Source organism: Stenotrophomonas sp. YJH_SMC_40 (genome assembly GCF_059368615.1).
In genome coordinates this window covers 321,113-346,253 of sequence record NZ_JCAFRX010000003.1, presented here as the reverse complement: position 1 = coordinate 346,253, position 25,141 = coordinate 321,113, and the positions used below count along the sequence as shown (strand labels likewise).

The 25,141-nt window shown below is 66.4% G+C and carries 24 protein-coding genes; 12 read left to right on the top strand and 12 right to left on the bottom strand.

Annotated features, from left to right (window positions below; translation table 11 throughout):
• Positions 1-91 precede the first annotated feature (91 nt).
• Entirely contained in the window at positions 92-403 is a 312-nt protein-coding gene (locus AC5P6X_RS07485) for a metalloregulator ArsR/SmtB family transcription factor (protein WP_004147836.1), read from the top strand.
• 24 nt (positions 404-427) lie between these two features.
• Positions 428-1,822, top strand: coding sequence for a DUF2867 domain-containing protein (locus AC5P6X_RS07480; RefSeq protein ID WP_049448674.1), 1,395 nt, complete (start codon positions 428-430; stop codon positions 1,820-1,822).
• Between the two features lie 38 nt (positions 1,823-1,860).
• On the opposite strand, the gene AC5P6X_RS07475 is transcribed toward AC5P6X_RS07480, so the two are convergent.
• Positions 1,861-2,292 (bottom strand): pyridoxamine 5'-phosphate oxidase family protein, encoded by a 432-nt coding sequence (locus tag AC5P6X_RS07475; RefSeq protein WP_005412573.1) that lies wholly within the window; start codon positions 2,290-2,292, stop codon positions 1,861-1,863.
• Between the two features lie 284 nt (positions 2,293-2,576).
• Here AC5P6X_RS07475 and AC5P6X_RS07470 point away from each other — a divergent pair, with 284 nt between their 5' ends.
• Together AC5P6X_RS07470 and AC5P6X_RS07465 are read left to right on the top strand one after the other, a co-directional pair.
• Positions 2,577-3,011, top strand: coding sequence for a hypothetical protein (locus AC5P6X_RS07470; RefSeq protein WP_049448672.1), 435 nt, complete (start codon positions 2,577-2,579; stop codon positions 3,009-3,011).
• A gap of 35 nt (positions 3,012-3,046) precedes the next feature.
• Complete coding sequence (locus AC5P6X_RS07465) at positions 3,047-3,553, top strand: PaaI family thioesterase (RefSeq protein WP_099605567.1); 507 nt, start codon at positions 3,047-3,049, stop codon at positions 3,551-3,553.
• A gap of 9 nt (positions 3,554-3,562) precedes the next feature.
• Here the strand turns inward: AC5P6X_RS07465 and AC5P6X_RS07460 are convergent, their stop codons facing one another.
• From AC5P6X_RS07460 to AC5P6X_RS07445, 4 genes are all read right to left on the bottom strand, one after another.
• Positions 3,563-5,305, bottom strand: coding sequence for a GGDEF domain-containing protein (locus tag AC5P6X_RS07460; protein ID WP_111150158.1), 1,743 nt, complete (start codon positions 5,303-5,305; stop codon positions 3,563-3,565).
• 162 nt (positions 5,306-5,467) lie between these two features.
• The gene (locus AC5P6X_RS07455; protein ID WP_150359551.1) at positions 5,468-6,493 is read right to left on the bottom strand and encodes an AI-2E family transporter; all 1,026 of its coding nucleotides are present in this window, start codon (positions 6,491-6,493) and stop codon (positions 5,468-5,470) included.
• Between the two features lie 107 nt (positions 6,494-6,600).
• Positions 6,601-7,653, bottom strand: coding sequence for a sensor domain-containing diguanylate cyclase (locus tag AC5P6X_RS07450; protein WP_495215387.1), 1,053 nt, complete (start codon positions 7,651-7,653; stop codon positions 6,601-6,603).
• Between the two features lie 147 nt (positions 7,654-7,800).
• Positions 7,801-8,808 (bottom strand): LacI family DNA-binding transcriptional regulator, encoded by a 1,008-nt coding sequence (locus tag AC5P6X_RS07445; protein ID WP_329756679.1) that lies wholly within the window; start codon positions 8,806-8,808, stop codon positions 7,801-7,803.
• Positions 8,809-8,903: 95 nt separating this feature from the next.
• On the opposite strand from AC5P6X_RS07445, the gene AC5P6X_RS07440 reads away from it, so the two are divergent.
• The 5 genes from AC5P6X_RS07440 to AC5P6X_RS07420 are packed head-to-tail and all read left to right on the top strand — an operon-like array spanning position 8,904 to position 13,536.
• Positions 8,904-9,956, top strand: coding sequence for a sugar phosphate isomerase/epimerase family protein (locus AC5P6X_RS07440; RefSeq protein ID WP_049448662.1), 1,053 nt, complete (start codon positions 8,904-8,906; stop codon positions 9,954-9,956).
• Positions 9,957-9,983: 27 nt separating this feature from the next.
• Positions 9,984-11,201, top strand: coding sequence for a nucleoside permease (locus tag AC5P6X_RS07435; protein ID WP_033833422.1), 1,218 nt, complete (start codon positions 9,984-9,986; stop codon positions 11,199-11,201).
• Between the two features lie 12 nt (positions 11,202-11,213).
• Positions 11,214-12,338, top strand: coding sequence for a Gfo/Idh/MocA family protein (locus AC5P6X_RS07430; protein WP_329756676.1), 1,125 nt, complete (start codon positions 11,214-11,216; stop codon positions 12,336-12,338).
• A 19-nt stretch (positions 12,339-12,357) separates the two neighbouring features.
• On the top strand, positions 12,358-13,221 hold the full coding sequence (locus AC5P6X_RS07425; RefSeq protein ID WP_108270290.1) for a sugar phosphate isomerase/epimerase family protein: 864 nt from the start codon (positions 12,358-12,360) through the stop codon (positions 13,219-13,221).
• Between the two features lie 18 nt (positions 13,222-13,239).
• The gene (locus AC5P6X_RS07420) at positions 13,240-13,536 is read left to right on the top strand and encodes a c-type cytochrome (RefSeq protein ID WP_012479397.1); all 297 of its coding nucleotides are present in this window, start codon (positions 13,240-13,242) and stop codon (positions 13,534-13,536) included.
• Positions 13,537-13,566: 30 nt separating this feature from the next.
• Here the strand turns inward: AC5P6X_RS07420 and AC5P6X_RS07415 are convergent, their stop codons facing one another.
• The 5 genes from AC5P6X_RS07415 to AC5P6X_RS07395 all read right to left on the bottom strand — a co-directional run bounded on the left by AC5P6X_RS07415 (position 13,567) and on the right by AC5P6X_RS07395 (position 18,293).
• Positions 13,567-14,325 (bottom strand): 3-keto-disaccharide hydrolase, encoded by a 759-nt coding sequence (locus AC5P6X_RS07415; protein ID WP_049448744.1) that lies wholly within the window; start codon positions 14,323-14,325, stop codon positions 13,567-13,569.
• Positions 14,325-14,900, bottom strand: a complete 576-nt coding sequence (locus tag AC5P6X_RS07410) for a gluconate 2-dehydrogenase subunit 3 family protein (RefSeq protein ID WP_495215385.1) — start codon at positions 14,898-14,900, stop codon at positions 14,325-14,327. Before AC5P6X_RS07410 ends, AC5P6X_RS07415 begins: the two co-directional genes overlap by 1 nt.
• Positions 14,900-16,585 (bottom strand): GMC oxidoreductase, encoded by a 1,686-nt coding sequence (locus AC5P6X_RS07405; RefSeq protein WP_088436899.1) that lies wholly within the window; start codon positions 16,583-16,585, stop codon positions 14,900-14,902. The genes AC5P6X_RS07410 and AC5P6X_RS07405 overlap by 1 nt, the downstream gene beginning before the upstream one ends.
• A 27-nt stretch (positions 16,586-16,612) precedes the next feature.
• Positions 16,613-17,518, bottom strand: coding sequence for a hydroxypyruvate isomerase family protein (locus AC5P6X_RS07400; RefSeq protein ID WP_329756673.1), 906 nt, complete (start codon positions 17,516-17,518; stop codon positions 16,613-16,615).
• A gap of 202 nt (positions 17,519-17,720) precedes the next feature.
• Entirely contained in the window at positions 17,721-18,293 is a 573-nt protein-coding gene (locus AC5P6X_RS07395; RefSeq protein WP_005408464.1) for a single-stranded DNA-binding protein, read from the bottom strand.
• A gap of 292 nt (positions 18,294-18,585) precedes the next feature.
• On the opposite strand from AC5P6X_RS07395, the gene AC5P6X_RS07390 reads away from it, so the two are divergent.
• The 3 genes from AC5P6X_RS07390 (at position 18,586) to AC5P6X_RS07380 (ending at position 24,245) form a co-directional block, all read left to right on the top strand.
• Entirely contained in the window at positions 18,586-19,617 is a 1,032-nt protein-coding gene (locus AC5P6X_RS07390) for a LacI family DNA-binding transcriptional regulator (RefSeq protein ID WP_012479391.1), read from the top strand.
• Between the two features lie 128 nt (positions 19,618-19,745).
• Positions 19,746-20,648, top strand: coding sequence for an ABC transporter ATP-binding protein (locus AC5P6X_RS07385; RefSeq protein WP_329756671.1), 903 nt, complete (start codon positions 19,746-19,748; stop codon positions 20,646-20,648).
• Positions 20,649-20,660: 12 nt separating this feature from the next.
• A complete protein-coding gene (locus AC5P6X_RS07380) occupies positions 20,661-24,245 on the top strand; it encodes an ABC transporter permease/M1 family aminopeptidase (protein WP_329756669.1) in 3,585 nt (1,194 codons plus the stop codon).
• Positions 24,246-24,369: 124 nt separating this feature from the next.
• On the opposite strand, the gene AC5P6X_RS07375 is transcribed toward AC5P6X_RS07380, so the two are convergent.
• Both AC5P6X_RS07375 and AC5P6X_RS07370 read right to left on the bottom strand, forming a co-directional pair.
• Positions 24,370-24,663, bottom strand: coding sequence for a hypothetical protein (locus AC5P6X_RS07375; protein WP_049448648.1), 294 nt, complete (start codon positions 24,661-24,663; stop codon positions 24,370-24,372).
• Positions 24,660-25,124 (bottom strand): GNAT family N-acetyltransferase, encoded by a 465-nt coding sequence (locus tag AC5P6X_RS07370; protein ID WP_049448646.1) that lies wholly within the window; start codon positions 25,122-25,124, stop codon positions 24,660-24,662. The genes AC5P6X_RS07375 and AC5P6X_RS07370 overlap by 4 nt, the downstream gene beginning before the upstream one ends.
• Between the last annotated feature and the right edge of the window lie 17 nt (positions 25,125-25,141).

Below are 25,141 nucleotides of genomic sequence, written 5' to 3'. Positions count from 1 at the left end.
AAAGCCCGGGCGTGCCGCGCAATGGGTCATGGCTTGACAGCCGCCACCGGCGGGAGGAGTATTAGTTAACGAATTAGTTAATTAGCTCGCCATGGACCGCATCTTCGAAGCCCTTGCCTCCACCGCCCGCCGGCAGATCCTGGCTTATCTCAGTGCCGGCGAACTCAGCGCGGGCGAGCTGGCCGAGCGCTTCGACTTCAGCAAGCCGGCGTTGTCCAGCCACCTGCGCATCCTCGAGGAAGCCGGACTGATCGAACGCGAAAAACGCGGCCAGTTCGTGTACTTCAGGCAGGTACCCGACCGTTTGGCCAACACGTTGTTCTCGTGGGCGGCCGAAGTCTGCCCGGTCGGCGGCCCGCTCAAGCGTGAAGCCCGCGCCCGCCGCAAGTCTCCCGCCCGCTGATCCGCCCCGCCAAGGAGCATGACGATGCCTGGTTCGACCCGCGATCGCCGTTCGTTTCCAGCAGTGCAGCTTCCGGCACAGGACGGCGGCAGTCCGACCGAAGTCACCCTGATCGCGCAGCTCGGCATCGGTGCCGGTGACGCGCTGGTGAGTGACGCCGGCCAGCGTCAGCGCCACCACCCGGCATTCATCGATGCGTTGGATGAACCTTCGGCGCGACTGGGTGGCATGCACCTGCAGCACGGGGATGCCTCCTCGCTGTACAGCTTCACCGTCGGTGCCGGTGGCCACCCGTTTCATCGCCATGCAGGCCCGCGCATGTTCACCGCCATCGCCGGCAGCGCGGGAGCCGAGCTGCGTTTCGCCACCGCCTCCGACACGCAGCTGGCGACAGATCCCGGTGCCTTCGCGCGCACGCTTCGGCGCATCCGCATCCCACCGGACTGCCTGTTTACCGTGCGCTTCGGCGGCGGCACCTGGCACCAGTTCGCGTCGAACCATCCTGCACATCCAGCGCTGTTCGCGTTGTCCTGCCACAGCAATGAACTGGCCGGCGCGATGAGCGAGCAGGCGCGTGCACAGGTGCAACGCAATGCCGCCGATATCCCCAGCCTGACCGAGGTGCTTCCGGAATCGCACTGGCCTTCGGGCACTTCGCTTGCGGCGGCCCCGCTGTTGCAACTGTCGCTGCAGGCGGCGCCTCCCAGCCTGTGCGCACACCTCTGCGCGCGTACCCGTGCCCTGCTCGGCCCGCTGCGCCGCATCTCCATGCGGCCGCTGCGCGGGTTCGTCGAACGTGCCACACCGGCCTATCCCATCCGTTCGCGGCCCGCCGCCACCGATGGCCTGCTGCCCACAGCGCTGCCGCACAGCCACTACCAGGACCTGACCACCCTGTGCCTGGAACCCTCGCAGGTGGTCCACCGTTCCGCGTCGGCACTGCTGGCCGATGTACTGGACGGCTTCCTGCGCAATCCGCCCAGTGGCGTAGGCCATCTGATGGCGCTGCGAAACCGACTGGTGGCGCCGTTGCGGTTGCGCACGTCGCCGCTGGGATGCCCGGTGTCGTCACTGCTGTCCACCGATCGCAGCCGGTTGTTCGCTGGTCGATTTCCTGTGCTGGATTCGCACATCGATACGCAGGACAACGACGCCGAAGTCCTGCTCGGCGCCGACGATCGGCACCTGCGTTTCCGCAGCAGCGTGCGCGTGCAGCGGCGTAGCGATGGACATGTCGAGATCAGCCTGGGCTCTCGCGTGCAGACCCTCAATGCGTTCGGCGGCATGTACATGGCACTGATCGACGCCGGGCACCGGCACTATGTCGCGCCGGCACTGCTGCGGCGTGCGGTGGAACACGCCTTGGCACCGGAGCTGGCCAATCTTGGGGATCCGGCAGCGCACCCTGCGCACTGCTGACCCTGGAACGCGATGCGCCGGGCGCTGCACGGTTCCGCTCAGATCACGATTTCGCCCTCGTCCTCGCCATCCCAGTAGTGGATGCGGCTGGCACGCACGTGAATCAGCACCAGTCCCGGTGTATCCACGCCCTGTTCGAACCATCGCTCCAGGTCCTTCACCCAGTGCTGGCTCATCGTGGCCCGGTCGCGCACCAGCGCTGCCCTGCCCTGCACGTGGACGAACAACGGTGGCTTGCCCAGCAGCGACTTGCTGCCGGAAAAACCCAACGCGACGGCGGGGTCAGCTTCAATCTCGCGCACCATGTCGGTGTCTTCGGTGGTGAAGAACCAGCTGTCACCGTCATAGTCCACGTCGCCGTTGTTGCTCATCGGACGACCGGCAATCTCTCCGCCGGCGTGGGTCTGCAGCATCGTGAAATCGATGCCGGCCATTTTCCTGGACAGTTCAGGCAGGGTGAGCTGGGTCATGTCGTCTTCCCTCGTCGGATGGAGTCCCAGCGTCTGCGCAGGGCGGTGACCGAAGCGTGGATGGGCAGTTGCGACCTCTTCACAGAAAACGAGATAGGGCGCATGGCACGTGCGTGACGCATTCCTCACCACCACACCCGCGTTAACAGCGGATGGAGGAACGGTCCTCCACGCCGCGACACGCCTCTAACAGGGCATTGCCCGAGAATCGCGCAACCTCGCGATGCATCCGGCATGGCCGCCGGCATCACCGGGGCTCCCCTCCGCAACCGCATGGCCCCCACATGGACCTGTTCGCCTGGCTCGCGTTCGGCTGCTACCTGTTGGCGTTCTTCATTGTCTCGCTGTTTGCTGCGGCCTACCTGAAACGCTCGGACTTCATGCCCTACCACGGCCAGGCCGTGGGCCTGCCATGGAAGGAGGTCGAACCGCGCATGCAGTTGCTGCTGATGGCACTCATCCGCGTGGTCGGCGCCGGTTGGATCGCACTGGCCGGCGCCGGCGTGATGTTGGCCTGGCTGATCTTCTTCGGCGGACACTTCGCGCTGCCGCAACTGCTGGCCTTCCAGCTGTTCTGCCTGTTCGCCACCGTACCGCCGCTACTGGTCGCTTCCGGCGTGCGGCGACGCACCGGTGCGCGTACACCGGTGCCCGCCGGCGCCGCGGTGGTGCTGCTATCGGTCATCGGATTCGTGCTGGCCCTGTTGGCACTGTCCTGATGCGTGCTCCCTCCTATCCCTCCATCGAGGCTCCCATGAATCCCGAATCGATCTTCTACAGCGTGGTCAACGGTGATCTGCCGCCCTCCCAGGCGGGCACCCTGCTCGGCTGGCGATTCGTCGACTACGACGACGCACTGCGCCGCATCCATGTCGAGTTCGACGCCGGGCCGATGCTGACCAACCCGATGGGCAACGTGCAGGGCGGTTTCCTGTCAGCGATGCTGGATGACTGCATGGGGCCGGCGATCTACGCCACACTGCCCGCCAACCGCATCGCGGTCACGGTGGAATCCAAGACCAGTTTCGTCAGTCCGGCACGACCAGGGCGCATCATCGGTTGGGGCGAAGTCGAGCACAGCAAGGGGAGCATCGCCTTCACGCGTGGCTGGCTGACTGACCCGGCAGGCAACGTACTGGCCACCGCCACCGCCACCTTCCGGGTGGGTGCGCTGCGCTGGCGTGGCTTGTCGGTACCACGTCCGATCGCGCGCCGGATGATCGCGCGGACGCTGCGGCGGGTGCATGCACGCATCAGCTGAGGCTTGCCCTCAGCGCGTGATGCGACCGCCGCCCGCCACCCGTACCCGATCACGCCCCTGCGCCTTGGCCCGGTACATGGCCGCATCGGCGGCACGCAGCAGGGTGCGCCAGCCCAGCGCGTCGGTGCCGCCCTCGGCCACGCCGAAACTGGCGGTCACCCGCAGCACGGTGCCGCCGGCCAGCGCGATGTCCATCTGCTGCAGGGCCAATCGCAATGACTCGGCCAGCTGCCGGCCACCGGCCAGATCACCGTCGGCCAGCAGCACCAGGAATTCCTCGCCGCCATAACGGGCGATGCTGTCGCTGCGGCGCAGGTGGTGCCGCAACAACTGCGCCACCCGCACCAGCACTTCGTCGCCGGCATCATGACCATGGCCATCGTTGATCGCCTTGAAGCGATCCACGTCCAGCAGGATCACCACGGCGCTTGCATCGCCCCCCGCGTGTCTCTGCTGCACCACCTCATCCAGCGCGCGCCGGTTCAACAATCCGGTCAGCTCGTCGGTGCCAGCGAGCTGGCGCAGCTCGCTGGTCAGTGCCGAGCGCTCGCGCGATTTCTCACGCAGTACTTCGATGGCGTCGAACAAGCGCTGCATCTCGGCCAGCGGGTGGGTGACATGCTGCTCCGGACCGGGTGCATCCGACGCAAGCTGGATCACCTGCGCCTGCGCCTGCAGCAACGGCTGCAGGATCTGCCGGTGGGCAATGCGCAATGCCACGCCCAGCACCACCAGTGTGCCCAGCGCGGTCGCCACCAGCACGGCCAGGCGCATGGCCTCGCGATTGCGGGTGCGTTCAAAGCGGGCGATGGACACGCTCAGGTAGCCATCACGCAGCGCCTCAAGCGACTGCAGGGTCGGCACGTAGCGCGTGGTGAATTCGGCGGCGGTCCATTGCGGCGGCAGGCCTCGGCGGCCATCTTCGATCAACTGCTCGATCATCGGCAGCGATTCGCCGAAGAACTGCCGACGCGCCATGTCCCAGTGCCATGACAATTCAGGGTCACTGCGGAACACCGACTCGTGGCTGCCCGCCAACCGCCACAGCTCCAACAGGCGACCCTCGGTCTGCAGTGCAGCGCGTACCTGTTCCTCCCGCCATGCCCCTGGCACCGCCACCGGCGCCATCACATTCGAGGCCAGGCGGCCACCATGCTCGCGAAGATCGATCAGCACCTGGCCCTGCATCGCCGGAATCGCTGCTTCACGGTCGGCGCTGACCAGCACGTTGATCTGTGCCGAGGTCAGCAGGTGCAGGCGATCGACCACGGCGAACATGCCACTGATCGCACGCTCCACCTCCTCCACGCGGCGTGCGTCATGGGGCTGCGCCACGACCCGGTCGACCGCAGCCCGCGCCGATTGCAGGCGACGTTGCGCGTCGGCCAGCAGCCCATGCTCGTCGACCACTCCCGGATCAGCCTTGAACACGGTGTCCAGCTGCAGCAGGGCAGCGTCGACCCGCTTGCGCGCGGCCGCCAGCTGCGCGGCCAGCGGTGCCTGCTCGGCCGCATCGGCCGGGTCGGCCCCCAGCAGGCTGTTGGCGGGGCCGCGTTCGGCCGACACCAGGTTGGCCAGGTCGAAGGTCTGCCGCAGCTGGCGCAGGCTGGCCAGGTTGTCCTCGGCGGCCGTGAAGCGCAGCGTGCCCTGCACCAGTGCGATGGCCATCAGCGGCAGCGTACAGACTACGAACAGCCCAGCCAGGATCCAGACCCAGGTCCGCAATCCGATGGGCGACGCCTTGCGGGCCATGCACATTTCCCCTGTAGTGCCGAACACTGTAACGGCCGGCTACACAGGCGCCAAGCCACTCGCGGGCCAACCGTGGCGGTGGGTATACCCTGCCGACCGCGAACGCACCGACAAGGCCGCGCGAACATTCGAACCGGGACAAATACGTCATGCCCAGCCGCGTCAGATCCAGCGCTGGTCGACCAGTTCGCGCTTCACGTAGGCATAGAACACCGGCGCGGCGACCAGGCCCGGCAGGCCGAAGGCCGCCTCCATCACCAGCATGGCCAGCAGCAGCTCCCAGGCACGCGCCTGGATCTCGCCACCGACGATGCGCGCATTGAGGAAGTACTCCAGCTTGTGGATCACGATCAGGTACAGCAGCGCGGCCACGGCCACATAGAACGAGACCGACAACGCGACGATGCTGATGATCGTATTGGAGATGATGTTGCCCACCACCGGCAGCAGGCCGGCGATGAAGGTGATCAGCACCAGCGTCTTGGAAAGGGGCAGGTGCACGCCGAACAACGGCAGCACGCCCAGCAGGAAGATGGCGGTGAAAATAGTGTTGAGCAGGGAGATCTTCACCTGCGCGAACACCACCTGGCGGAACGCGGTGGCCAGGCGGCTGGTGCGCCCGATCAGCTCCTGCGCCAGCGGCCCCATCGTCGGCAGCGGCAGTTCGTCGTACAGCGCAATCATCGCGCCCAGCACCATGCCGATCAGTACGCGTACACCCACCTGCACCACCGAGGTACCGGCCACGCCCAGCTGGCGCTGGTGCTCGGCGGCCCAGTCATTCAGCGCCGCACGCAGCGCCGGCATGTCCTCGGGGATATACGGCTGCAGCAGCGCTGGAACCTGGTGGCGCGACGAATTGAGGATATCCATCAGCCGTGCCAGCAGCGCGTCCGGCCCACCGGTCTCGTTGCGGAAGAACGACGCCACACCGATCCCGGCCAGCACCAGCGCGCTGATGATGATCGCCGACAGCACGATCACCGCGATCGCCCGCGCCCGTCCCGGCGGCAGCCTGCCTTCCACAGTGGACGCCAGCACATGGGTCAGCTGGAACACCAGCAGGCCCGACAGCAGCGTCACCACCAGGCCGAGCTTCAGCGCCAGCCACATGCCCAACAGCATCATCAGCCAGGCCGCGATCCTCGCAACGGGGGGCTTGGGCTGGGCAACGAGGGCGTCTTGCATGGGCGGCGCGTCCGGGCGGGGTGGCCCATGGTAGAGGATTGGCGTGCCGATTCCGCGTGCAGGATGAACGGGCGTTTCGGCCTCGTTCGGCGGCAGCCGTGCCGCACTCACTCGCCGTAGCTGGCTGTGTTCTTGCCCTGCCGCTTGGCGTGGTAGAGCGCGCGGTCGGCCAGTGCCAACCAGTCCTCGACACTACCGCCACGCGGCGTCGCGGCAATGCCGATACTCACGCTGAACTCCACGCCCGGCGTGGCCTGCCGCGCGGCCTCCAGCAGGTGCAGGCGCACCCGCTCGGCCACGTGCATCGCATCGACGGGCGCGCAGTCGCGCAGCAGCACTACGAACTCATCGCCCCCCAGCCGCGCGGGCGTATCACCGGGCCGGGCAAAGGTGCGCAATGTCGCCGCGATATGCCGCAGCACCTCGTCACTGGCGCGGTGGCCATGCGAGTCATTGATGCGCTTGAAATCATCCACATCGAGCATCAGCAGGCAGGCAAAGCCGCCCTGGCCCTGGGCCCGGTCCAGCGCCTGCTGCGCACGCAGGATCAGGAAGCCACGGTTGGCCAGCTCGACCAGCGGGTCCATCCGGCTGAGCCGCTGCAGCTGACGGTTCTGCGATTTGACCCGGCGCGCCAGCTGCCAGCTGAGAATGCTGAGGCCGATGCCATACACGAACAGGAACGGGACACTCAGCACGATCGTGCGCTGCGAGGTGACCGGCTGGTAAGGGAAGCCGAGCAGCCACCAGGTGAGTGCGAAGCCCAGCAGCAGGGCCAGCGTGGCGCGCATCGCCAGGCGCACGCCACCGGCGGCGATCTTGTCGGCCACCAGCAGCGCGGCGAACAGTGCGCTGGGCACCGCGCTCAACGCCATGAAGGCGATCCAGCCACCGCCGAAGAAGGAGTCGGCCACCATGCATCGGAACTGGACGACCGCCGGCTGGCGGGAGCGCTGGGTCAGCAGCAATGCCAGTGCCGGCCACGCCAGCGCGTTGAGCAGCAGCAGGACCCACGCCAGCCCGCCATCCTGGCGTTCAAGCATGATCGAGGCGATGGGGATCGCTCCCAGTCCATTGCCGACGAAACGCATCCAGCCGATGCGACGTGCCGCGCCAATGCCTTCGACCGCGCCTTCCGCCGAATCGGTGAAAAATGGCATTGCCGCCCCCCTTGCGCGATCGCACCTGCTGCTACGGCCCTTGCCGGGCTGCCTGCGATGAGTCTGACAGCTTTGCGTCAATTCGGGATCAAGGTTGCACGATATCGCGCGGGCCGGCTGCCACCCTCCCGCGGCCCCACCCCGTGGTCACCTGCGTCGGGGCGCAGCCGTCGATCCCCGCACCATCAGGCTGAAATCCAGCGTCTGTTGAAGCGGAACATCCACCTGTTCGATGATGGCGAGCAGCAGGTTGACCGCGCGCGCGCCGATTTCCCGCATCGGCTGCCGGATGGTCGTCAGCGGCGGCGTGAGGTAGCGGGAAGACGCCAGATCATCAAAGCCGACGATGGACAGGTCTTCCGGCACGCGGATGCCCAGCTCCCGGCAGGCCGCCAGGGTGCCCAGCGCCATCTGGTCGCTGAAGCAGAAGATCGCCGTTGGTGCGGACGTGCCGTCCAGCAGCGCCATGGCAGCCGCATGGCCGGATTCCACTGAAAAATCCCCGGGCACGATGCTCAGCTGGCGCAGGCGGCCACGCGCATTGCCGGCCGCCCGCACCCCTTCCAGGCGCTGCTGGTGCAGGGGATTGTCCGGCGGCCCACCGACCACGGCGATCCGTTCATGGCCCAGTGCGTACAAGTGCTCCATGACGGCGCGTGCGGCGGCGGCATTATCGATGTGTACACTGGGCAGGCCCAGCGCGGGATCGAACTCGCAGCCGTTGACCACCGGCGCGGCAGCCCCCCTCTGCTGGACAATCTCGCGCGCCGTCGGTGGCAGGCGATGGCCAAGCACGATCATGCCGTCGGCCTCGTTGCGCCGGAGCATCTGCGCGTAGCGCTCCTCGCGGTCGGGTTGGTCCTGCGTATCGCCCAGCAGCACCGCATAGCCGACAGCCTGCGCGGCGTCTTCCGCGCCCTGCAGGATCTGCGCGAAGAACGGGTTGGCGATATCCGGCACCGTGACCAGGATCTTGCCGCTGCGCTGGGTCTTGAGCGTTCGGGCAACCGTGTTGGGCACGTAGCCCAACGCCGCGGCGGCCTGCTCGATGCGCGCGCGCGTGGCCGGCAGCACTTTGTCCGGCCGCGAAAGTGCACGCGACACGGTGCCGGCGGAGACGCCGACGTGCTTTGCGATGTCGTAGATGGTGGCCATGGCGTTAGTTCTCCCGCCCGCTGTGCACTGCACAACAGGTCCTGCGTAAGCCCCTGCTAGGATAATGCAATCGATTGCATCGAGGGCGAATCACGTTGAAGACGCTCAAGGGTCCAGCGCTGTTCCTGGCGCAGTTCATCGGCGACACGGCTCCTTTTGATCGGCTGGACACGCTGGCCGGATGGGCTGCGGGTCTGGGCTATTCTGGCGTACAAGTCCCCACCACGGCGCCCCACCTGTTCGATCTGGCCGAGGCCGCGCGCAGCCAGGCGTACTGCGACGACGTCGCCGGCATGCTGGCCGGTCATGGCGTGCAGATCACCGAGCTGTCCACCCATCTGCAGGGGCAGCTGGTCGCGGTCCATCCGGCCTACGACAGCTTGTTCGACGGATTCGCACCCGCGGACAAGCGCGGCGATCCCGCGGCCCGCCAGGCCTGGGCAGTGGAGCAGCTTCTGTTGGCCGCCAAAGCCAGCCAGCGGCTGGGGCTGACCGCGCATGCCACGTTCTCCGGCGCATTGGCCTGGCCCTATTTCTATCCCTGGCCGCAGCGCCCACCGGGACTGGTGGAAGAAGCCTTCGCCGAACTCGGCCGCCGCTGGCGCCCGATCCTCGATGCCTTCGATGCCTGCGGCGTGGATCTCTGCTTCGAGATCCACCCGGGTGAGGACCTGCACGATGGCGCGACCTTCGAACGCTTCCTCGATGTGGTGGATCATCACCCCCGCGCCAAGATCCTGTACGACCCCAGCCACCTGCTGCTGCAGCAGATGGACTACCTGGGTTTCATCGACCGCTACCACGCGCGCATCGGCATCTTCCACGTCAAGGACGCGGAGTATCGCCCCAGCGCAAGCAGCGGCGTGTATGGCGGCTACCAGGACTGGATCGAGCGTCCGGGCCGCTTCCGTTCGCTCGGTGATGGCCAGATCGACTTCAAGGCGATCTTCTCGAAGTTCGCCCAGTACGACTTCCCCGGCTGGGCGGTACTGGAATGGGAATGCTGCCTGAAGCACCCCGAGGACGGCGCACGCGAGGGTGCCGCCTTCATCCGCGACCACATCATCCGCGTGACCGAACGCGCCTTCGACGACTTTGCCGACAGTGGCACGGACGCCGCATCACTGCACCGCATGCTGGGAATCTGAGCCAAGACCGCCCCGGGAGGGCAAGCCATGACGCACGCCATGTCGCGCCTGGGCGCGATGATGTTTCTGCAGTTCTTCATCTGGGGGGCGTGGTTCGTCACCCTCGGAACCTACCTGGTGCAGGGCCCGCTGCAGGCCAGCGCGAGCCAGGTGGCCACCGCCTTCCTCAGCCAGTCCATCGGCGCCATCGTGGCGCCGTTCCTGGTCGGCCTGATCGCCGACCGCTACTTCGCGGCGCAGCGCATCCTTGCGGTGCTGCACCTGGCCGGCGCGGTGCTGATGTGGCTGGCGTCCACCGCCACCAGCTTCAGCGTGTTCTCGGCCTGCGTGATGGGCTACATGCTGCTGTTCATGCCGACATTGGCACTGGCCAACAGCGTGGCGATGCGGCACATGCAGTCGCCCGAGAAACAGTTCCCGCTGGTACGCGTGGCCGGCAGCATCGGCTGGATCATCGCCGGTGTGCTGATCGGCTGGCTGGGCTGGGAACAGGCCCATCGGCTTGAACTGACCTTCCGCATGGCCGCGCTGGCATCGCTGGTGCTGGGCCTGTATGCATTCACCCTGCCGCACACGCCACCGCTGGCGCAGCAGCGCGATGCCGGACTGGGGCAGATCCTGGGGCTGGATTCGTTGCGACTGCTGAAGTCGCGCGCCTACCTGGTGTTTTTCCTGGCGTCCATCGCCATCTGCATTCCGCTGTCGTTCTACTACAACTTCACCAATCCGTATCTCAACGACCTGGGCGTGCGCGGCGCAGCAGGCCTGCAGTCGCTGGGCCAGGTCTCCGAAGTGCTGCTCATGCTGGCCATGCCGTTCCTGTTCGTGCGGCTGGGGGTGAAGACCATGCTGGCGGTCGGCATGGCCGCCTGGGTGGTGCGCTACGCCATGTTCGCCTTCGGCGATGCGGGCAGCGGCTTCTCGCTGCTGGTGATCGGCATCGTGCTGCACGGCATCTGCTACGACTTCTTCTTCGTCACCGGCCAGATCTACACCGATGCGCATGCCGGCCCCGCCGCGCGCAGCAGCGCACAGGGCTTCATCACCCTGGCTACCTACGGCGTGGGAATGCTGATCGGCACCTTCCTGTCCGGCGCGGTGGTGGAGCACTTCACCACCGAGGCCGGCCCCGACTGGCAGCAGATCTGGCTGTTCCCGGCCGGCGTTGCACTGGTGGTGTTGATCGCCTTCCTGCTGCTGTTCCGCGACCGGCCGACGGTCACGGCCGCGCCCTCCACACCCTGAGGATCCCCGTCGATGCCCAAGCTTGGAATCGCCATCGTCGGCGCCGGCATGATCGGTGCAGTGCATCGTCGTGCGGCACTACTGGCCGGTGCCGAGGTGCGCGGCGTAGCCGCCTCGTCAGCGCAGCGCGCGCATGAGGCCGCGCAGTCCTGGAATGTCCCGCGCGCCTACCGGGATGTCGAGGAGGTGATCGCCGATCCGCAGGTACAGGTCGTGCACGTGTGCACGCCCAACCATCTGCACCGCGCCATGGCACAGGCTGCGCTGGAAGCCGGCAAGCACGTGATCTGCGAGAAACCGCTGGCGACGACGCTGGATGATGCACAGGCGCTGGCGGCGCTGGCCGCATCGACCGGATTGGTTGCCACGGTGCCCTTCGTCTACCGCTACCACCCAGTGGTCCGGGAGGCGCGCGCACGCATCGCCCAGGGCGATCTGGGGCCGTTGCACCTGATCCACGGCAGCTACCTGCAGGACTGGCTGCTGGATCCGGCCAGCAACAACTGGCGCGTGGACCCCGCGCTGGGAGGCACGTCGCGCGTGTTCGCCGACATCGGTTCGCACTGGTGCGACCTGGTCGAATGGGTCAGTGGCGAGGGCTTCGCCGAAGTGAACGCGGCGTTCTCCACGGTAATCGCCGAGCGTGGCGCCGTCAGCGGGCAGAGCTTCAGCACGCCAACGGCCGCCAGCGCGATGCAGGCTGTCACCAGCGAAGACGTGGCCGCAGCGATGTTCAGGACCGGCGCCGGCACGCTGGCGTCATTGACGGTCAGCCAGGTCTCGGCCGGACGCCACAACCGCCTCTGGTTCGAGATCGATGGTGCCAAGGCCAGCGTGGCCTTCAACCAGGAGGATGCCGAACGACTCTGGATCGGCCTGCCCGATCAGCGCGAGGAAACCTTCATGCGCGGCCCCGGTGCCGGCAGCGCCGAACAACGCCGCCTTTCCGTGCTGCCGGCCGGGCATGCACAGGGCTACGCTCAGTGTTTCGAGGCGTTTGTCGCCGACACCTATCGCGCCATTGAAGGCGAGCGGCCGCAGGGCCTGCCCACCTTCGAAGACGGCCTGCGCTCGGCACGGATCGTCGATCGCGTCATTGCATCAGCCAGGTCACGTGCCTGGACCACCATCGGTTGAATTCCGGGAGGATCTGTTGATGAAAGCTCTTTTCCGTAGAAGTGCAAGTCTCATCCTGCTGCTCGCTGCCCTGCCCGTCTTCGCGAGCGAAGCCGCCACCACGCAGAAGCCGATCGCGGTGCAGATGTACACCCTGCGCAATGCAGGCTCGCTCGATCAGCAGTTGAAGATCGTCCACGACGCGGGCGTCCGTGCGGTGGAAACGGTCGGTACGCAGAACACCAGCGCCACCGAACTCAAGCAGCTGCTGGACCGGTATTCGATCAAGGCGGTTTCGTCGCACGTGCCACTGGCCGAGCTGCGGGGCAACCTGGATGGTGTGGTGACGTTCAACCGGTCGATCGGCAACAGCACGCTGGTGGTGCCTTACCTGGACCAGAAGGACCGCCCAACCGATGCCGCGGGTTGGACCGCATTGGGCAAGGAGCTGGGCCGCATCGCCAAGCAGGTGCGCGGCAAGGGCATGCGCCTGGCCTATCACAACCACGATTTCGAGCTGGCCGACTTCGACGGTCAGACCGGGCTGGAGCTGCTGTTCGCAGCGGCCGGGCCCGACCTGCAGACCGAGCTGGACCTGGCCTGGGTTGCACGCGCGGGCCTGGACCCGGCGGTGATGCTGGGAAAATTCCGTGGACGCGTGTTTGCGGTGCACGCCAAGGACAATGCGCCGAAGGGCCAGGCCCAGGATGAAGGCGGATTCGCCGCGGTGGGCCAGGGCGTGCTGGACTGGAACGCGATCCTGCCCGCCGCTGCGGCGGCCAAGGTGCAGTGGTACATCGTCGAACACGACCAGCCACGCGACCCGGCCAAGGTCATCCAGACCGGCGCGGACTACCTGCGTGAACACCTGCCCGCCAACGTGCCCACCCGTGCACGGCGCTGACGCATCAAGGAGCCCCACATGAAGATGATCCTGGCCCTGGCCCTGGCTCTGGGCGGCATGAGCACTTCAACGGCAGCCCGGGCCAAGGACGATCCTGCCGCCGGCGCGAAACTCTATGCCCAGCACTGCACTGCCTGCCACGGTGCTGAACGCGCCGGCGTACCGCCGACCTTCCCGGCGCTCACCGACGTCGGCAAGCGGCTTCAGCCCGCCCAGGTCAAGGACAAGATCAGGAAGGGCGGAGGATTGATGCCGCCCTTTGCCCAGCTGTCGCAGCAGGAGATCGACGACCTCGCCAGCTATCTGGCGAAGTAGGCGGCCGGCGACCACGCCGGCCGCGTGCCGCTACAGTTCGCGCACCCAGATGTTGCGGTAGCTGACCCTGGAGTCATGCTCCTGCAGATAGAGCGGCGCGCACGCATGGGGTGCGTACGAAGGCGCACCGATGTACTCGGTCCTGCCTGCCAGCACGGTGTCGTCCTGCACGAGTACGCCGTTGTGCAGCACGGTGATGCGCGCGGGGGACGTCAGGCCGCCGCCCTGCGAGAAGCGCGGCGCCTTCCAGATGATGTCGTAGACCTGCCACTGGCCCGGTGCGCGCGAGGCGTTCACCCGTGGCATGGCCTGCTTGTAGATCGAACCCGCCTGGCCGTTGGCATACGTCGGGTTGTTGTAACTGTCGAGCACCTGCAGCTCGTACAGTTCCTGCAGGAAGATGCCGCTGTTGCCCCGGTTCTGGCCGTCGAAGCCCTTCGTCTCGGTGGGGGTACGCCATTCGACATGCAGCTGGACATCGCAGAAGCGTTGCCGGGTGCGGATGCCTTTGCTGCCCGGAACGACGGTCATGGCGCCATCGGCAACCGTCCAGGGCACGCGCCCGCCCTGCTCTGCCTCCCACGCCGAGACATCCTTGCCATCGAACAGCACGATGGCATCGGAGGGGGCCTTGCCTGGCGGCGTGGCCACGACTGCGGGCACGGGCGTCCACACTTCGGTCTTCTTCGGGTCACGCGCAGCGTCGGCGCCGTCGTGAGCGAATGCGGATGCAGCGGCCAGCAGGCCGGCCGTGATCAACGCAGGGCGGAGCATCAGGGTGGCGTCCATCAGCTGGTCCCCCACGCGGGCGTACCGGGGACATAGGCCAGCTCACCGTCGTAGCGGCCCGGCACGGCGACGTACTGCAGCACACCGGTCGCCCCGACCTTTGAAGTGAAGAAGCCGAAGATGGCCAGCTGCTTGATCATCGTGAAGTAATGCGGCATGGCCTCGCCTTCCTCGGGAGTGCCGGTCTCGGTCACGTCGGCATTGCGTGCCTTGGCTTCGGCGTCCAGCGTTCGCAGCAACCCGGTGCGGGCTTCCGGCGTGAGCGATACGAAACGGCCACCGGCGCGCGTGTCGATGTCGGCCAGGCCGGCGCGGAACGTCGCCTGCTGCCGGGCGGTGTAACAGTCGCTGACGAACGTCGCCATGAACGCACCGGCACCCGCGTCCTTGGCCCCGGGCGTCCTTGTCCGCGGCAGGATGGTTTCGGCGATCTCGTCCAGCATGCCGATGTCGGCATCGGAGAACGCGGGCATCGCCCCGGCAGCCGGCACCTTGCCATGCACCAGCGCAGGCAGGCCAACCATGGCCGCTCCGGTAGCGGCAACGATCATCTTCAACAGTTCGCGGCGATCCATCAGAGGTTCCCCGCTTTCAGTTCGCGTACCGCATGGTCGGCCGCGCGCGCGGTCAGCGCCATATAGGTCAGCGAGGGATTCACGCAGGCGCTGGAGGTCATGCAGGCACCGTCGGTCACATAGACATTGGGTGCATCCCAGACCTGGTTGTGCTGGTTCAATACCGAGCTCTTCCGGTCACGTCCCATGCGTGCGGTCCCCATCTCGTGGATGCCCTTGCCCGGGGCATAGTCGTTGTCGTGCATCTTCACGTCCTTGACCCCGGCCGCCTCCAGCATCTCGGCGGCATCGGCGGCCATGTCCTTGCGCATCGCCAGTTCATTGGCGCGCATGGACACGTCCATCGCCAGCACCGGCAGTCCCCATTTGTCCTTGCGGTCGTGGTCCAGGCGGATCGTGTTGTCGTGGTGCGGCAGCATTTCACCGAACCCGGTCATGCCGATGCGCCAGTCACCCGGCACGGTCAGTGCCTCCTTCAGATCGGCACCGATGTTGAGCTCGGCGATCTCGCGCGACCATCCGGTGCGGCTGGCACCGCCCTGGTAGCCGAACCCGCGCAGGTAGCCACGCTTGTCGGCCGCGACGTTGCGGAACCGCGGAATGTAGAAGCCGCAGGGACGGCGGCCGAAGTAGTACTTGTCTTCGTAACCCTCGACCCGGCCCGAGGCACCGGCCCCGAAATGATGGTCCATCACGTTGTGCCCCAACTCGCCGGACGAAGAGCCCAGCCCGCCGTCCCAGACGTCGGTGGCCGAATTCATCAGCAGCCACGTCGAGTTGAACGACGATGCATTGAGGAAAATGACCTTGGCCGTGTACTGGTAGGTCTGCCCGGTCTCGGCATCGATGACCTCCACGCCGCGCGCGCGCTTGCGGTCCTTGTCGTAGAGCACTTCCTTGACGATCGAGAACGGCCGCAAGGTCAGATTGCCGGTCTTCATCGCCGCTGGCAGCGTCGCCGCCTGGGTCGAGAAATAGGCACCGAAGGGACAGCCCAGGATGCACTTGTTGCGGTACTGGCAGTTCACGCGCCCCTGCTCGGGCATCGGCTGGGTGATGTTGGCAGTGCGCGAGTGGATCATGTGCCGCGTTCCGCCGAAGGCCTTCTTGATGCGCGCGGCCACATCCTTCTCGACGATGTTCAGGGGAATCGGCGGCAGGAACTCGCCGTCCGGCAGCACGTCCAGTCCTTCGCGCGTGCCGGCGATGCCGGCGAACTTCTCCACGTGGTCGTACCACGGCGCGATGTCGGCGTAGCGGATCGGCCAGTCGGTGGCGATGCCGTCCTTGAGGTTGGCCTCGAAATCCAGATCGGAGAAGCGATAGCTCTGCCGCCCCCACATCAAGGAACGACCACCGACGTGGTAGCCACGGAACCAGTCGAAGCGCTTGGTCTCGATGTAGGGCGATTCCTGTTCGTTGGCCCACATTCCTTCCAGGTTCTCGGCCAGGCCGTAGTCGCGCATCAGCACCGGGAAGGCGGCCTTCATCGCCTGCGTTGGCCGGTTGCGGTGCGGGAAATCCCACGCCTCCTTCATCGCGTTGACGTAGTCCTTGACGTGCTCGATGTTGCGCCCGCGTTCCAGCATCAGGACCTTCAGGCCCTTCTCGGTCAGCTCCTTCGCCGCCCAACCGCCACTGATTCCCGAGCCAACAACAATGGCGTCGTAATGATTATCTGCCATGGGTTTCTCACCTGGGTGGATATCGTTTCAGACGTCGCAGAGGCGGATCGCCTCGCGCAATGAGGCAACGGGATCGGACGCTGCAGGCGTGAACTCCTGCGCCAGATACCCCTTGAAACCGGTGTCGCGGATCGCGCGACAGATGGCTGGATAGTGGAGCTCCTGCTGGTCTCCGATCTCGTTCCGGCCAGGCACGCCTGCGGTGTGGTAGTGCTTGAAGCAGGCGTGATGCTTGCCGATGGTGGCGATGATGTCGCCCTCCATGATCTGCATGTGGTAGACGTCGTAGAGCAGGCCGAAATTGTCCGAGCCGAGCCGCTGGCACAGCTCCACACCCCACGCGGAGTGGTCGCACAGGTAGTCGCGATGATCGACCTTGGAGTTGAGCAGCTCCATCACCAGCACCACGCCGCGATTCTCGGCATGTCCGAGGATGCGCTTGAGCCCGGCCTCGGCATTGGCCATGCCGTCCTGCGGGTCCATACCGTTGCGGTTGCCGGAAAAGCAGATGAGGTTTCGATAGCCGGCATCGGCGACAAGATCGATGTGCCGCGTGTAGCGTTCCACCAGCTGGTCGTGGAACTCGCGGCCGGCAAAGCCCTTGGTCAGGCCCAGTTCTGCGCCGTTGCACATCGAGCTGTACACGCCATTCGCCTTCAGCGTGGGCCAGTCTTCCGGGCCGACCAGGTCGATCGCGGCAAAGCCGATGTCCTTCACTGTCGTGCAGAGCTGGGCAACGGACAGCTGCGGGAAGGTCCAGCGTGCGACGGAATGCTTCAGGTTGCCCTTGAGTGGCGCCGTGGCGGCGAATGCGGGCAATGCGCCCGCGGTTGTCGCGGCCCCCAGGCCAATGCTGCCGGCAACTGCGATGCGCAGCGCATCGCGCCGCGTGAGCCCCCTCGAAGGAGCCGGTCTGATCGAATGGATGGTCATCCACCTTCCGGCCTCCCAACCGGTATCAAACGCAACGATTCACAGCAATGCAATCGATTGCACCATAGGGGAGGAAATTGTCTGTTTGCAAGTCGCGGTGCACGAAAAACTGATGGTGCGAGGCACAACGCAGATGGCATCGCGCAAAAAGAAAAGCCCCGCATGAGCGGGGCTTTCCTTTCTGCTGCGAACGAGCGTTCGATCAGAACGGAATATCGTCGTCAGCGAAGTCGTCCATCGGCGGCGCCTGTTGCGGCTGCGGGCGCTGGTTGCCACCCTGGTTGCCGTAACCGCCGCCCTGGTTGCCGCCCTGGTTGCCATAGCCGCCGCCCTGGCCACCACGCTGGCCACCACCGCCACCATACTCCTGGCGCGGCGCCTGCTGGCGCTGCGGACGATCGCCGCCGTAGTTGCCACCACCGCCGCCGCCACCGCCTTCACCGCGGCCGCCCAGCATCTGCATTTCATCGGCAATGATGTCGGTGGAGTACTTCTCCACGCCGTCCTGGCCGGTGTACTTGTCGTAGCGCAGGCTGCCTTCGACGTAGACCGAGCTGCCCTTGCGCAGGTACTCGCCGGCGATCTCGCCGAGCTTGCCGAAGAACACCACGCGGTGCCATTCGGTGCGCTCCTGCTGGTTGCCATCCTTGTCCTTGCGGACGCTGGTGGTGGCCAGGCTGATGCGGGTGATCGCCATGCCGCCCTGGGTGTACTTCACGTCCGGGTCGTTGCCGAGATTGCCGACCAGGATGACTTTGTTGATGCCGCGCGCCATAGGTACCTTCGTCCGTTGTCCAGGGGCAGACCGCCAGTGATAGCACAGCCCCGGGCGGGGGTGCAGTAGGCGAGGCCGCCCCTGTTGAAATTTGGGGGAATGCGAGAACGATGCATCTTAGCATTGCCGCCGCCATCCGCCCGGTCAGAAGACCCCGGCCGCGCAGGAGGATTGAACTGATTTCCTTGTCCGGCAATGACTTACCCTCGCTTCGGTGGACATCCGGAGGGGGATTGGCGTCTGCCCATGGCATCATGCCCAAGCTCCTCCCCCTGCCCCCTCCCGCGTTCCCATGACGATCAAAGGCAAAGCCACCTCCCTGGACATCGCCCACCTGGCCGGGGTCTCCCAGCCGACCGTGTCGCGGGCCCTGCGTGGCAGCCCGATGGTCAACGCCGAGACCCGCGAGCGCATCCTGCGCATCGCCCGCGAGCTGAACTACAAGGTCGACAAGAACGCCTCCAGCCTGCGCCTGCGCAATGCCGGCACTCTGGCCCTGCTGTTCTTCGAGGACCCGACCAACGACGACTCGCTGATCAACCCGTTCTTCCATTCGATGCTCGGCTCGATCACCCGCGCCTGCGCCCTGCACGGGCAGGACCTGCTGGTCTCGTTCCAGCAGCTGTCCACCGACTGGCAGGCCGATTACGAGGACAGCAACAAAGCCGACGGCATCATCCTGCTCGGCTACGGCGACTACCACGAATCGCGCGATCGCCTGCAGCGGCTGGTTGAACAGGGCACGCACTTCGTGCGCTGGGGCGCCGCGCTGCCCGGCCAGCCCGGCGTGTCGATCGGCAGCGACAACTTCCAGGGCGGGCATGACATCACCACCCACCTGTTACAGCAGGGCTGCCGCCGCATCGCCTTCCTCGGCCATGCCTCCAGCCATTACCCCGAATTCCAGGAGCGCTACCGCGGCCATGTCGCGGCCCTGCAGGACCACGGCCTGGCCGCCGAACCGGCACTGCAGCACGATGCGATCACCACCGAGGCGTCGGGCCAGGAAGCCTGCCAGGCGCTGCTGGCACGCGGTGAACCGATCGATGCGATCTGCGCCGCCAGCGACCTGATCGCCATCGGCGCGATGCGGGCCCTGCGCGAGGCGGGCCTGCGGGTGCCGCAGGACGTGGCGGTGACCGGCTTCGACGATATCCCGCTGGCGGCCTCGGTATCCCCGGCGCTGACCACGGTGCAGCAGGACACCAAGCAGGCTGGCCAACTGCTGGTCGAGCGCCTGCTGGCGCTGATCGGCCGGCAGCCGGTGGAGAGCCAGAGCATCCCGGTGAAGCTGGTGGTGCGGGAATCGTCGCTGCGCGGGTAGGCACCGCAGGGCCGGCGCCCCTACCAACGCACGACGGCCTGATTCCCCCCCATGACCAACGGCGGATGCGCACGGACGCTGATGCGCGGATAACGCGCAGACATCGCCCATGGAAAGGTGTACGTCACATGCTGAAGATCGATTCGCTGTCGAAGACGTACGCCAACGGCGTGCATGCGCTCAACAACGTCAACCTGGACATCCCGCGCGGCATGTTCGGCCTGCTCGGCCCCAACGGCGCCGGCAAGTCGTCGCTGATGCGCACGCTGTCCACCCTGCAGGAGGCCGACAGCGGAACGGCGACGCTCAGCATTCCAGGCGAGGCGCCGATCGACGTGCTGCGCGACAAGGACGCGGTGCGCCGCCGGCTGGGCTACCTGCCGCAGGATTTCGGCGTGTACCCGAAAGTCAGCGCGCTGGACCTGCTGGAGCATTTCGCAGTGCTCAAGGGCCTGGCCCAGCGCGCGCGGCGCCGCGAGGTGGTCGATGGGCTGCTGCAGCAGGTGAACCTGTGGGACGCGCGCAAGCGCAAGCTGGGCACCTACTCCGGCGGCATGCGCCAGCGCTTCGGCATTGCCCAGGCGCTGCTGGGTGACCCGCGGCTGGTGATCGTCGATGAACCCACCGCCGGCCTCGACCCGGAAGAACGCAACCGCTTCCTCAACCTGTTGGCGGCGATCGGCGAGAACGTGGCGGTAATCCTCTCCACCCACATCGTCGAGGACGTGACCGATCTGTGCCCGACGATGGCGATCATGAACAAAGGCCAGGTGCTGCTGACCGGGCGCCCGGCCGATGCCATCGACGCCCTGCAGCAGCAGGTCTGGCGCAAGCAGGTTGATCCTTCGGAACTGGCCGACCACGAGGCACGCTACGTGGTGCTGTCCACCCGCCTGGTCGGTGGCCGCCCGGTGATCCACGTGCACAGCGCCAACGACCCTGGCGACGGCTTCGCGGCCGTGGCTCCCGACCTCGAGGATGTGTACTTCCAGCGCCTGCGCCTGCAGGCCCGTGCCCGCGCGGCAGCCTGAGCGGAGCACGCCATGATCTTCAATTTCTTCCGCTTCGAGCTGCGCGAGCAGCTGCGATCCCCGCTGCTGTGGCTGCTGGCCGGGCTGTTCGCCCTGCTTGCCTTTGCCGCCGCGTCCAGCGACGCCGTGCAGATCGGTGGCGGCACCGGCAACGTGCACAGCAACGCGCCCACCGTGATCGCGCAGATGCTGGGCATCTTCACCCTGCTCGGCATGCTGGTCACCGCGCTGTTCGTCAGCAACGCGCTGTTGCGTGACTTCGAACTCGGCACTGCCGAACTGATCTTCGCCAGCCCGGTGAAGCGCCGCGATTACCTGGCCGGGCGCATCGGTGCCGCCCTGGCGGCCGGGCTGCTGGTCTACATCCTGATCGCGTTCGGCCTGTGGCTGGCGCCGTTCATGCCCTGGGTCGATCCCGAGCGCATGGGCCCGATCAGCTGGCAGGGCTATGCCTGGACGTTCGCGGTCATCGTCATTCCGAACCTGTTGTTCACCACCGCGCTGCTGTCGCTGCTGGCAGCGCTGACCCGCTCGATCCTGTGGGTCTACATCGGCCTGGTGGCCTACCTGGTCCTGTACGGCGCCAGCGCGGCCCTGCTGCGCGACATCGACAATACGTGGATCGCGGTGCTGAGCGAACCGCTGGGCATGCGCGCACTCGGCCGTACCATCCGCTACTGGTCCACTGCCGAACGCAACAACGGGATTCCCGAGCTGGCCGGTTACCTGCTGGCCAACCGCGCCCTGTGGTTGGGCGTGGCTGCCGCGCTGTTCGCCGCCACCTTCGCGCTGTTCCGCACCGAACGCAGCGGCAGTGGCCGTCCGCGCTGGGGCCGCAGGCAGGCGCAACCGGCTGCCGATGCCAGCGTGGTCCGCCCCACCCGCGCGACACTGCCGCGCGTGATGCCGGCGTTCACTGCCAGCACGGCGTGGCAGCAGTTCCTGCGCCAGGTCCGCTTCGATACACGCGGCGTCCTGCGCAGCGTGCCGTTCATCGTGCTGCTGGTATTGGGCCTGGCCAACTTCCTGCCCAGCGCGCTGTTCCGGCAGACCCTGTACGGCACCTCGATCTGGCCGGTCACCTCGCAGATGATCATGGGCCTGCAGGGGGCCTTCAGCTGGCTGCTGGTGATCATCGTGCTGTTCTTCGCCGGTGAGCTGGTCTGGAAGGAACGCAGTGCGCGCATCAATGAAGTGACCGATGCCATGCCAGTGCCGAACTGGGTGCCGCTGCTGGCCAAGTTCACCGCACTGCTGGCCGTGATCGTCTGCTTCCAGGCCGCCGGCGCGCTGGCCGCGATGGGCGTGCAGCTGGCCAAGGGCTACACGCATCTGGAGCCGTTGCTGTACCTGCGCAGCCTGGCGCTGGATTCGGTGGTCTACATCCTGATGGGGGGCCTGGCGCTGGTGCTGCAGGTGCTCACCAACAACAAGTTCGTCGGTTACGCATTGCTGATCGTGGTGATGATCGGTCAGGGCATGCTCGGCCTGCTCGACTACACGCAGAACCTGTACAACTTCGGCAGCTGGCCCAACGCGCCCTATTCGGACATGAACGGCTACGGCCACTTCCTGACCGGGCAACTGGCGTTCCAGGGCTACTGGGCGCTGTTCCTGCTGACCTTGATGTGCCTGGCGTCGGCCTTCTGGGTACGAGGTGTCAGCCAGAGCCTGCGCCAGCGCCTGGCCCTGGCCGGCCGTCGCCTGCGCGGCCCGACCGGTGCCTTCGCCGCAGTGGCCGCCCTGGCCTTTGTCGCCGTGGGCGGCTGGCTGTACTGGAGCACCAACATCCGCAACGAGTTCCTTTCCCCGGATCAACAGCTGGACCTGCAGGCCCGCTACGAGCGCGAGCTGTCGAAGTACCGCAACCTGCCGCAGCCCCGCATCGTGGCGGTGGACAACCGCGTGGACGTGTTCCCCGAATCGCAGTCGATGGTGATCGATGCGAACTGGACGGTGCGCAATACCCACGCCACGCCGATCCAGGACGTGCACGTCTCGATGGGCGATGACAAGCAGCTGGTCGCGGTCGACCTGGGTGGGCAGACACTATCGATGCATGACGCCGATCTCGGCTACCGCATCTACCGCCTGCAGAAACCGCTGCAACCGGGTGAGACCCGCAGCGTGCATTTCCGGGTGGTGCAGAAGCCCAACGGCATCACCGCGGGCCAGGCACCAAGCAACATCGTCGACAACGGCACCTTCTTCAACAGCCGCGTACTGCCGTCGTTCGGCTACAACGAAGGCGCCGAGATCACCGATCGCAACGAGCGGCGCAAGCGCGACCTGGGTGAGCCGCGGCGCATGCCCAAGCTGGAAGACGAAGCCGCGCGTGCCAACACGTACATAGCCAACGATGCCGACTGGCTCGACTTCCGCACCACGGTCTGCACGGCACCGGACCAGGTGGCGTTGGCGCCGGGCTACCTTCTGAAGGAGACCACGGTAAATGGCCGGCGCTGCTTCAGCTACGCCATGGACCGGCCAATGCTGAACTTCTACGCCTACCTGTCGGCACGCTGGGAGGTGCGCAGGGCGAAGTACAAGAACATCCCGGTGGAGGTCTACTTCGACCCGGCGCACGGCTACAACGTGGACCGTATGATCGAAGCGGTGCAGAAGTCGCTGGCCTACTACGAAGCGAACTTCACCCCGTACCAGCACCGCCAGGTACGCATCATCGAGTTCCCGGGCTATGCGCGCTTCGCGCAGTCGTTCGCCAACACCATCCCCTACTCCGAGGCCATCGGTTTCATCGCCGACCTGCGTGACCCGGACAAGGTGGACTACGTTTTCTACGTAACCGCGCACGAGATCGCACACCAGTGGTGGGCGCACCAGGTGATCGGTGCCAACGTGCAGGGCGCGACGGTGCTGTCCGAATCGCTGTCGCAGTATTCGGCACTGATGGTGATGGAGCAGGAGTACGGCCGCCAGCACATGCGCCAGTTCCTCAAGCGCGAGCTGGACGGCTACCTGTCCGGCCGCGGCGGCGAGGCCATCGAGGAACAGCCGCTGGAGCGCGTGGAGAACCAGCAGTACATCCACTACCAGAAGGGTTCGCTGGTGTTCTACCGGCTGCGCGAGGAGATCGGCGAGCAGGCGCTTAACCGCGCATTGAAGCGCTTCCTGCAGGACAAGGGGTACCAGCAACCGCCGTACACCACCTCACGCGAGCTGCTGGACTACATCCGCGCCGAGACCCCGGCCGACCGCCAGCAGCTGGTCACCGACCTGTTCGAGAAGATCAGCTTCTACGACAACCGCGTGATGGCCGCCAGCGCCCGCAAGCGCGATGACGGCCGCTACGACGTGACCCTGGACCTGCACGCCGCCAAGCAGTACGCCGACGGCAAGGGCAAGGAGAGCGACGGAAAGATGGATGACTGGGTCGAGGTCGGCGTGTTCGCCAATGGGCCGTCGGGCAAGGAGCGCGACCAGAAGGTGCTGTACCTGCAGCGCCACCACATCACCAACGCCGATCCGAAGATCACAGTGACGGTGGATGAAAAGCCGGACGAAGCAGGCTTCGATCCCTACAACAAGCTGATCGACCGGGTGAGCGATGACAACCGGCGCAAGGTAACGATGTGAGGTAACGGAGCGCCGGCCTATGCGCCGGCGCTCCACGCAACACGTGCGGGCTTGGCTTGGCTTGGCTCGCCCTACTGTAGTGCCGAGCCATGCTCGGCACATTGTCCACGACAGTCGCGAAGGTTCAGCGCACCGGGGCCTTCGGCCCCAGCAATGCCAGCAGCACATAGACCACGATCGAGGCGATGGTGCCGAGCGCCGCCGGCAACCCGAATGCCCACGCCGAACGGCGCTGCTGGCGCGCCCACTGGGCCAGATGCCAGGCCGCGCCCAGGTTGATCAGCCAGGCAATGACGAACACCGGCCACAGCACCATGCCCACCGCGCGCAGCAGGGGCATGGACACCAGCGCGGCAACGATCGCCGCGATCAGGAAGATCAGGGCCGAGCGGGGATGGCGCGATGTGGATGCGCTCATGCGGCCAACCTGCGCACCATCACCAGCACGCGATAGCTGCGGTTGTCGGCTTCCTGCAGCGGCTTCCAGCCCAGCCGCGCATACAGCCCACCGTCCAGGGCCTCGGTCTGCAGGTAGAGATCGGAAACCCCCATCCGCACCGCCTGCGCCGCTGCTTGCTCCACCAGCGCGCCAGCCAGCCCACGCCCGCGATGGCTGTCGGCCACGAACACGCTGCCCAGCCAATGTTCGTACTGTGGGAACGCCTGCATTTCCCGCCGCTTGAGCTGGACTGCGCCAAGCACCTGACCGTCATCGAATACGGCGATCAGGTGCGGGAAACCTTCGGCGTCCTGTGGCGGATTGAGCCGCTGCAGCTCCTGTTCCAGTGTCAGGCCGGCGTCCTGGCCCCATTCCGCGTGGTACCACTGGGCCAATTGCTGCCGTTCCGGTGCGTCGGCGGGTAGTCCCCTGAATTCCATGGCAATGCCTCGATCCC

Coding starts and splice junctions, on each gene's coding strand:
- AC5P6X_RS07465 (WP_099605567.1), top strand. CDS start 3,047: ATGAATCCCGAATCGATCTTCTACAGCGTGGTCAACGGTGATCTGCCG.
- AC5P6X_RS07470 (WP_049448672.1), top strand. CDS start 2,577: ATGGACCTGTTCGCCTGGCTCGCGTTCGGCTGCTACCTGTTGGCGTTC.
- AC5P6X_RS07420 (WP_012479397.1), top strand. CDS start 13,240: ATGAAGATGATCCTGGCCCTGGCCCTGGCTCTGGGCGGCATGAGCACT.
- AC5P6X_RS07485 (WP_004147836.1), top strand. CDS start 92: ATGGACCGCATCTTCGAAGCCCTTGCCTCCACCGCCCGCCGGCAGATC.
- AC5P6X_RS07460 (WP_111150158.1), bottom strand. CDS start 5,305: ATGGCCCGCAAGGCGTCGCCCATCGGATTGCGGACCTGGGTCTGGATC.
- AC5P6X_RS07475 (WP_005412573.1), bottom strand. CDS start 2,292: ATGACCCAGCTCACCCTGCCTGAACTGTCCAGGAAAATGGCCGGCATC.
- AC5P6X_RS07405 (WP_088436899.1), bottom strand. CDS start 16,585: ATGGCAGATAATCATTACGACGCCATTGTTGTTGGCTCGGGAATCAGT.
- AC5P6X_RS07450 (WP_495215387.1), bottom strand. CDS start 7,653: ATGCCATTTTTCACCGATTCGGCGGAAGGCGCGGTCGAAGGCATTGGC.
- AC5P6X_RS07425 (WP_108270290.1), top strand. CDS start 12,358: ATGAAAGCTCTTTTCCGTAGAAGTGCAAGTCTCATCCTGCTGCTCGCT.
- AC5P6X_RS07445 (WP_329756679.1), bottom strand. CDS start 8,808: ATGGCCACCATCTACGACATCGCAAAGCACGTCGGCGTCTCCGCCGGC.
- AC5P6X_RS07480 (WP_049448674.1), top strand. CDS start 428: ATGCCTGGTTCGACCCGCGATCGCCGTTCGTTTCCAGCAGTGCAGCTT.
- AC5P6X_RS07410 (WP_495215385.1), bottom strand. CDS start 14,900: ATGGATCGCCGCGAACTGTTGAAGATGATCGTTGCCGCTACCGGAGCG.
- AC5P6X_RS07375 (WP_049448648.1), bottom strand. CDS start 24,663: ATGAGCGCATCCACATCGCGCCATCCCCGCTCGGCCCTGATCTTCCTG.
- AC5P6X_RS07430 (WP_329756676.1), top strand. CDS start 11,214: ATGCCCAAGCTTGGAATCGCCATCGTCGGCGCCGGCATGATCGGTGCA.
- AC5P6X_RS07435 (WP_033833422.1), top strand. CDS start 9,984: ATGACGCACGCCATGTCGCGCCTGGGCGCGATGATGTTTCTGCAGTTC.
- AC5P6X_RS07400 (WP_329756673.1), bottom strand. CDS start 17,518: ATGACCATCCATTCGATCAGACCGGCTCCTTCGAGGGGGCTCACGCGG.
- AC5P6X_RS07380 (WP_329756669.1), top strand. CDS start 20,661: ATGATCTTCAATTTCTTCCGCTTCGAGCTGCGCGAGCAGCTGCGATCC.
- AC5P6X_RS07395 (WP_005408464.1), bottom strand. CDS start 18,293: ATGGCGCGCGGCATCAACAAAGTCATCCTGGTCGGCAATCTCGGCAAC.
- AC5P6X_RS07455 (WP_150359551.1), bottom strand. CDS start 6,493: ATGCAAGACGCCCTCGTTGCCCAGCCCAAGCCCCCCGTTGCGAGGATC.
- AC5P6X_RS07370 (WP_049448646.1), bottom strand. CDS start 25,124: ATGGAATTCAGGGGACTACCCGCCGACGCACCGGAACGGCAGCAATTG.
- AC5P6X_RS07390 (WP_012479391.1), top strand. CDS start 18,586: ATGACGATCAAAGGCAAAGCCACCTCCCTGGACATCGCCCACCTGGCC.
- AC5P6X_RS07385 (WP_329756671.1), top strand. CDS start 19,746: ATGCTGAAGATCGATTCGCTGTCGAAGACGTACGCCAACGGCGTGCAT.
- AC5P6X_RS07415 (WP_049448744.1), bottom strand. CDS start 14,325: ATGGACGCCACCCTGATGCTCCGCCCTGCGTTGATCACGGCCGGCCTG.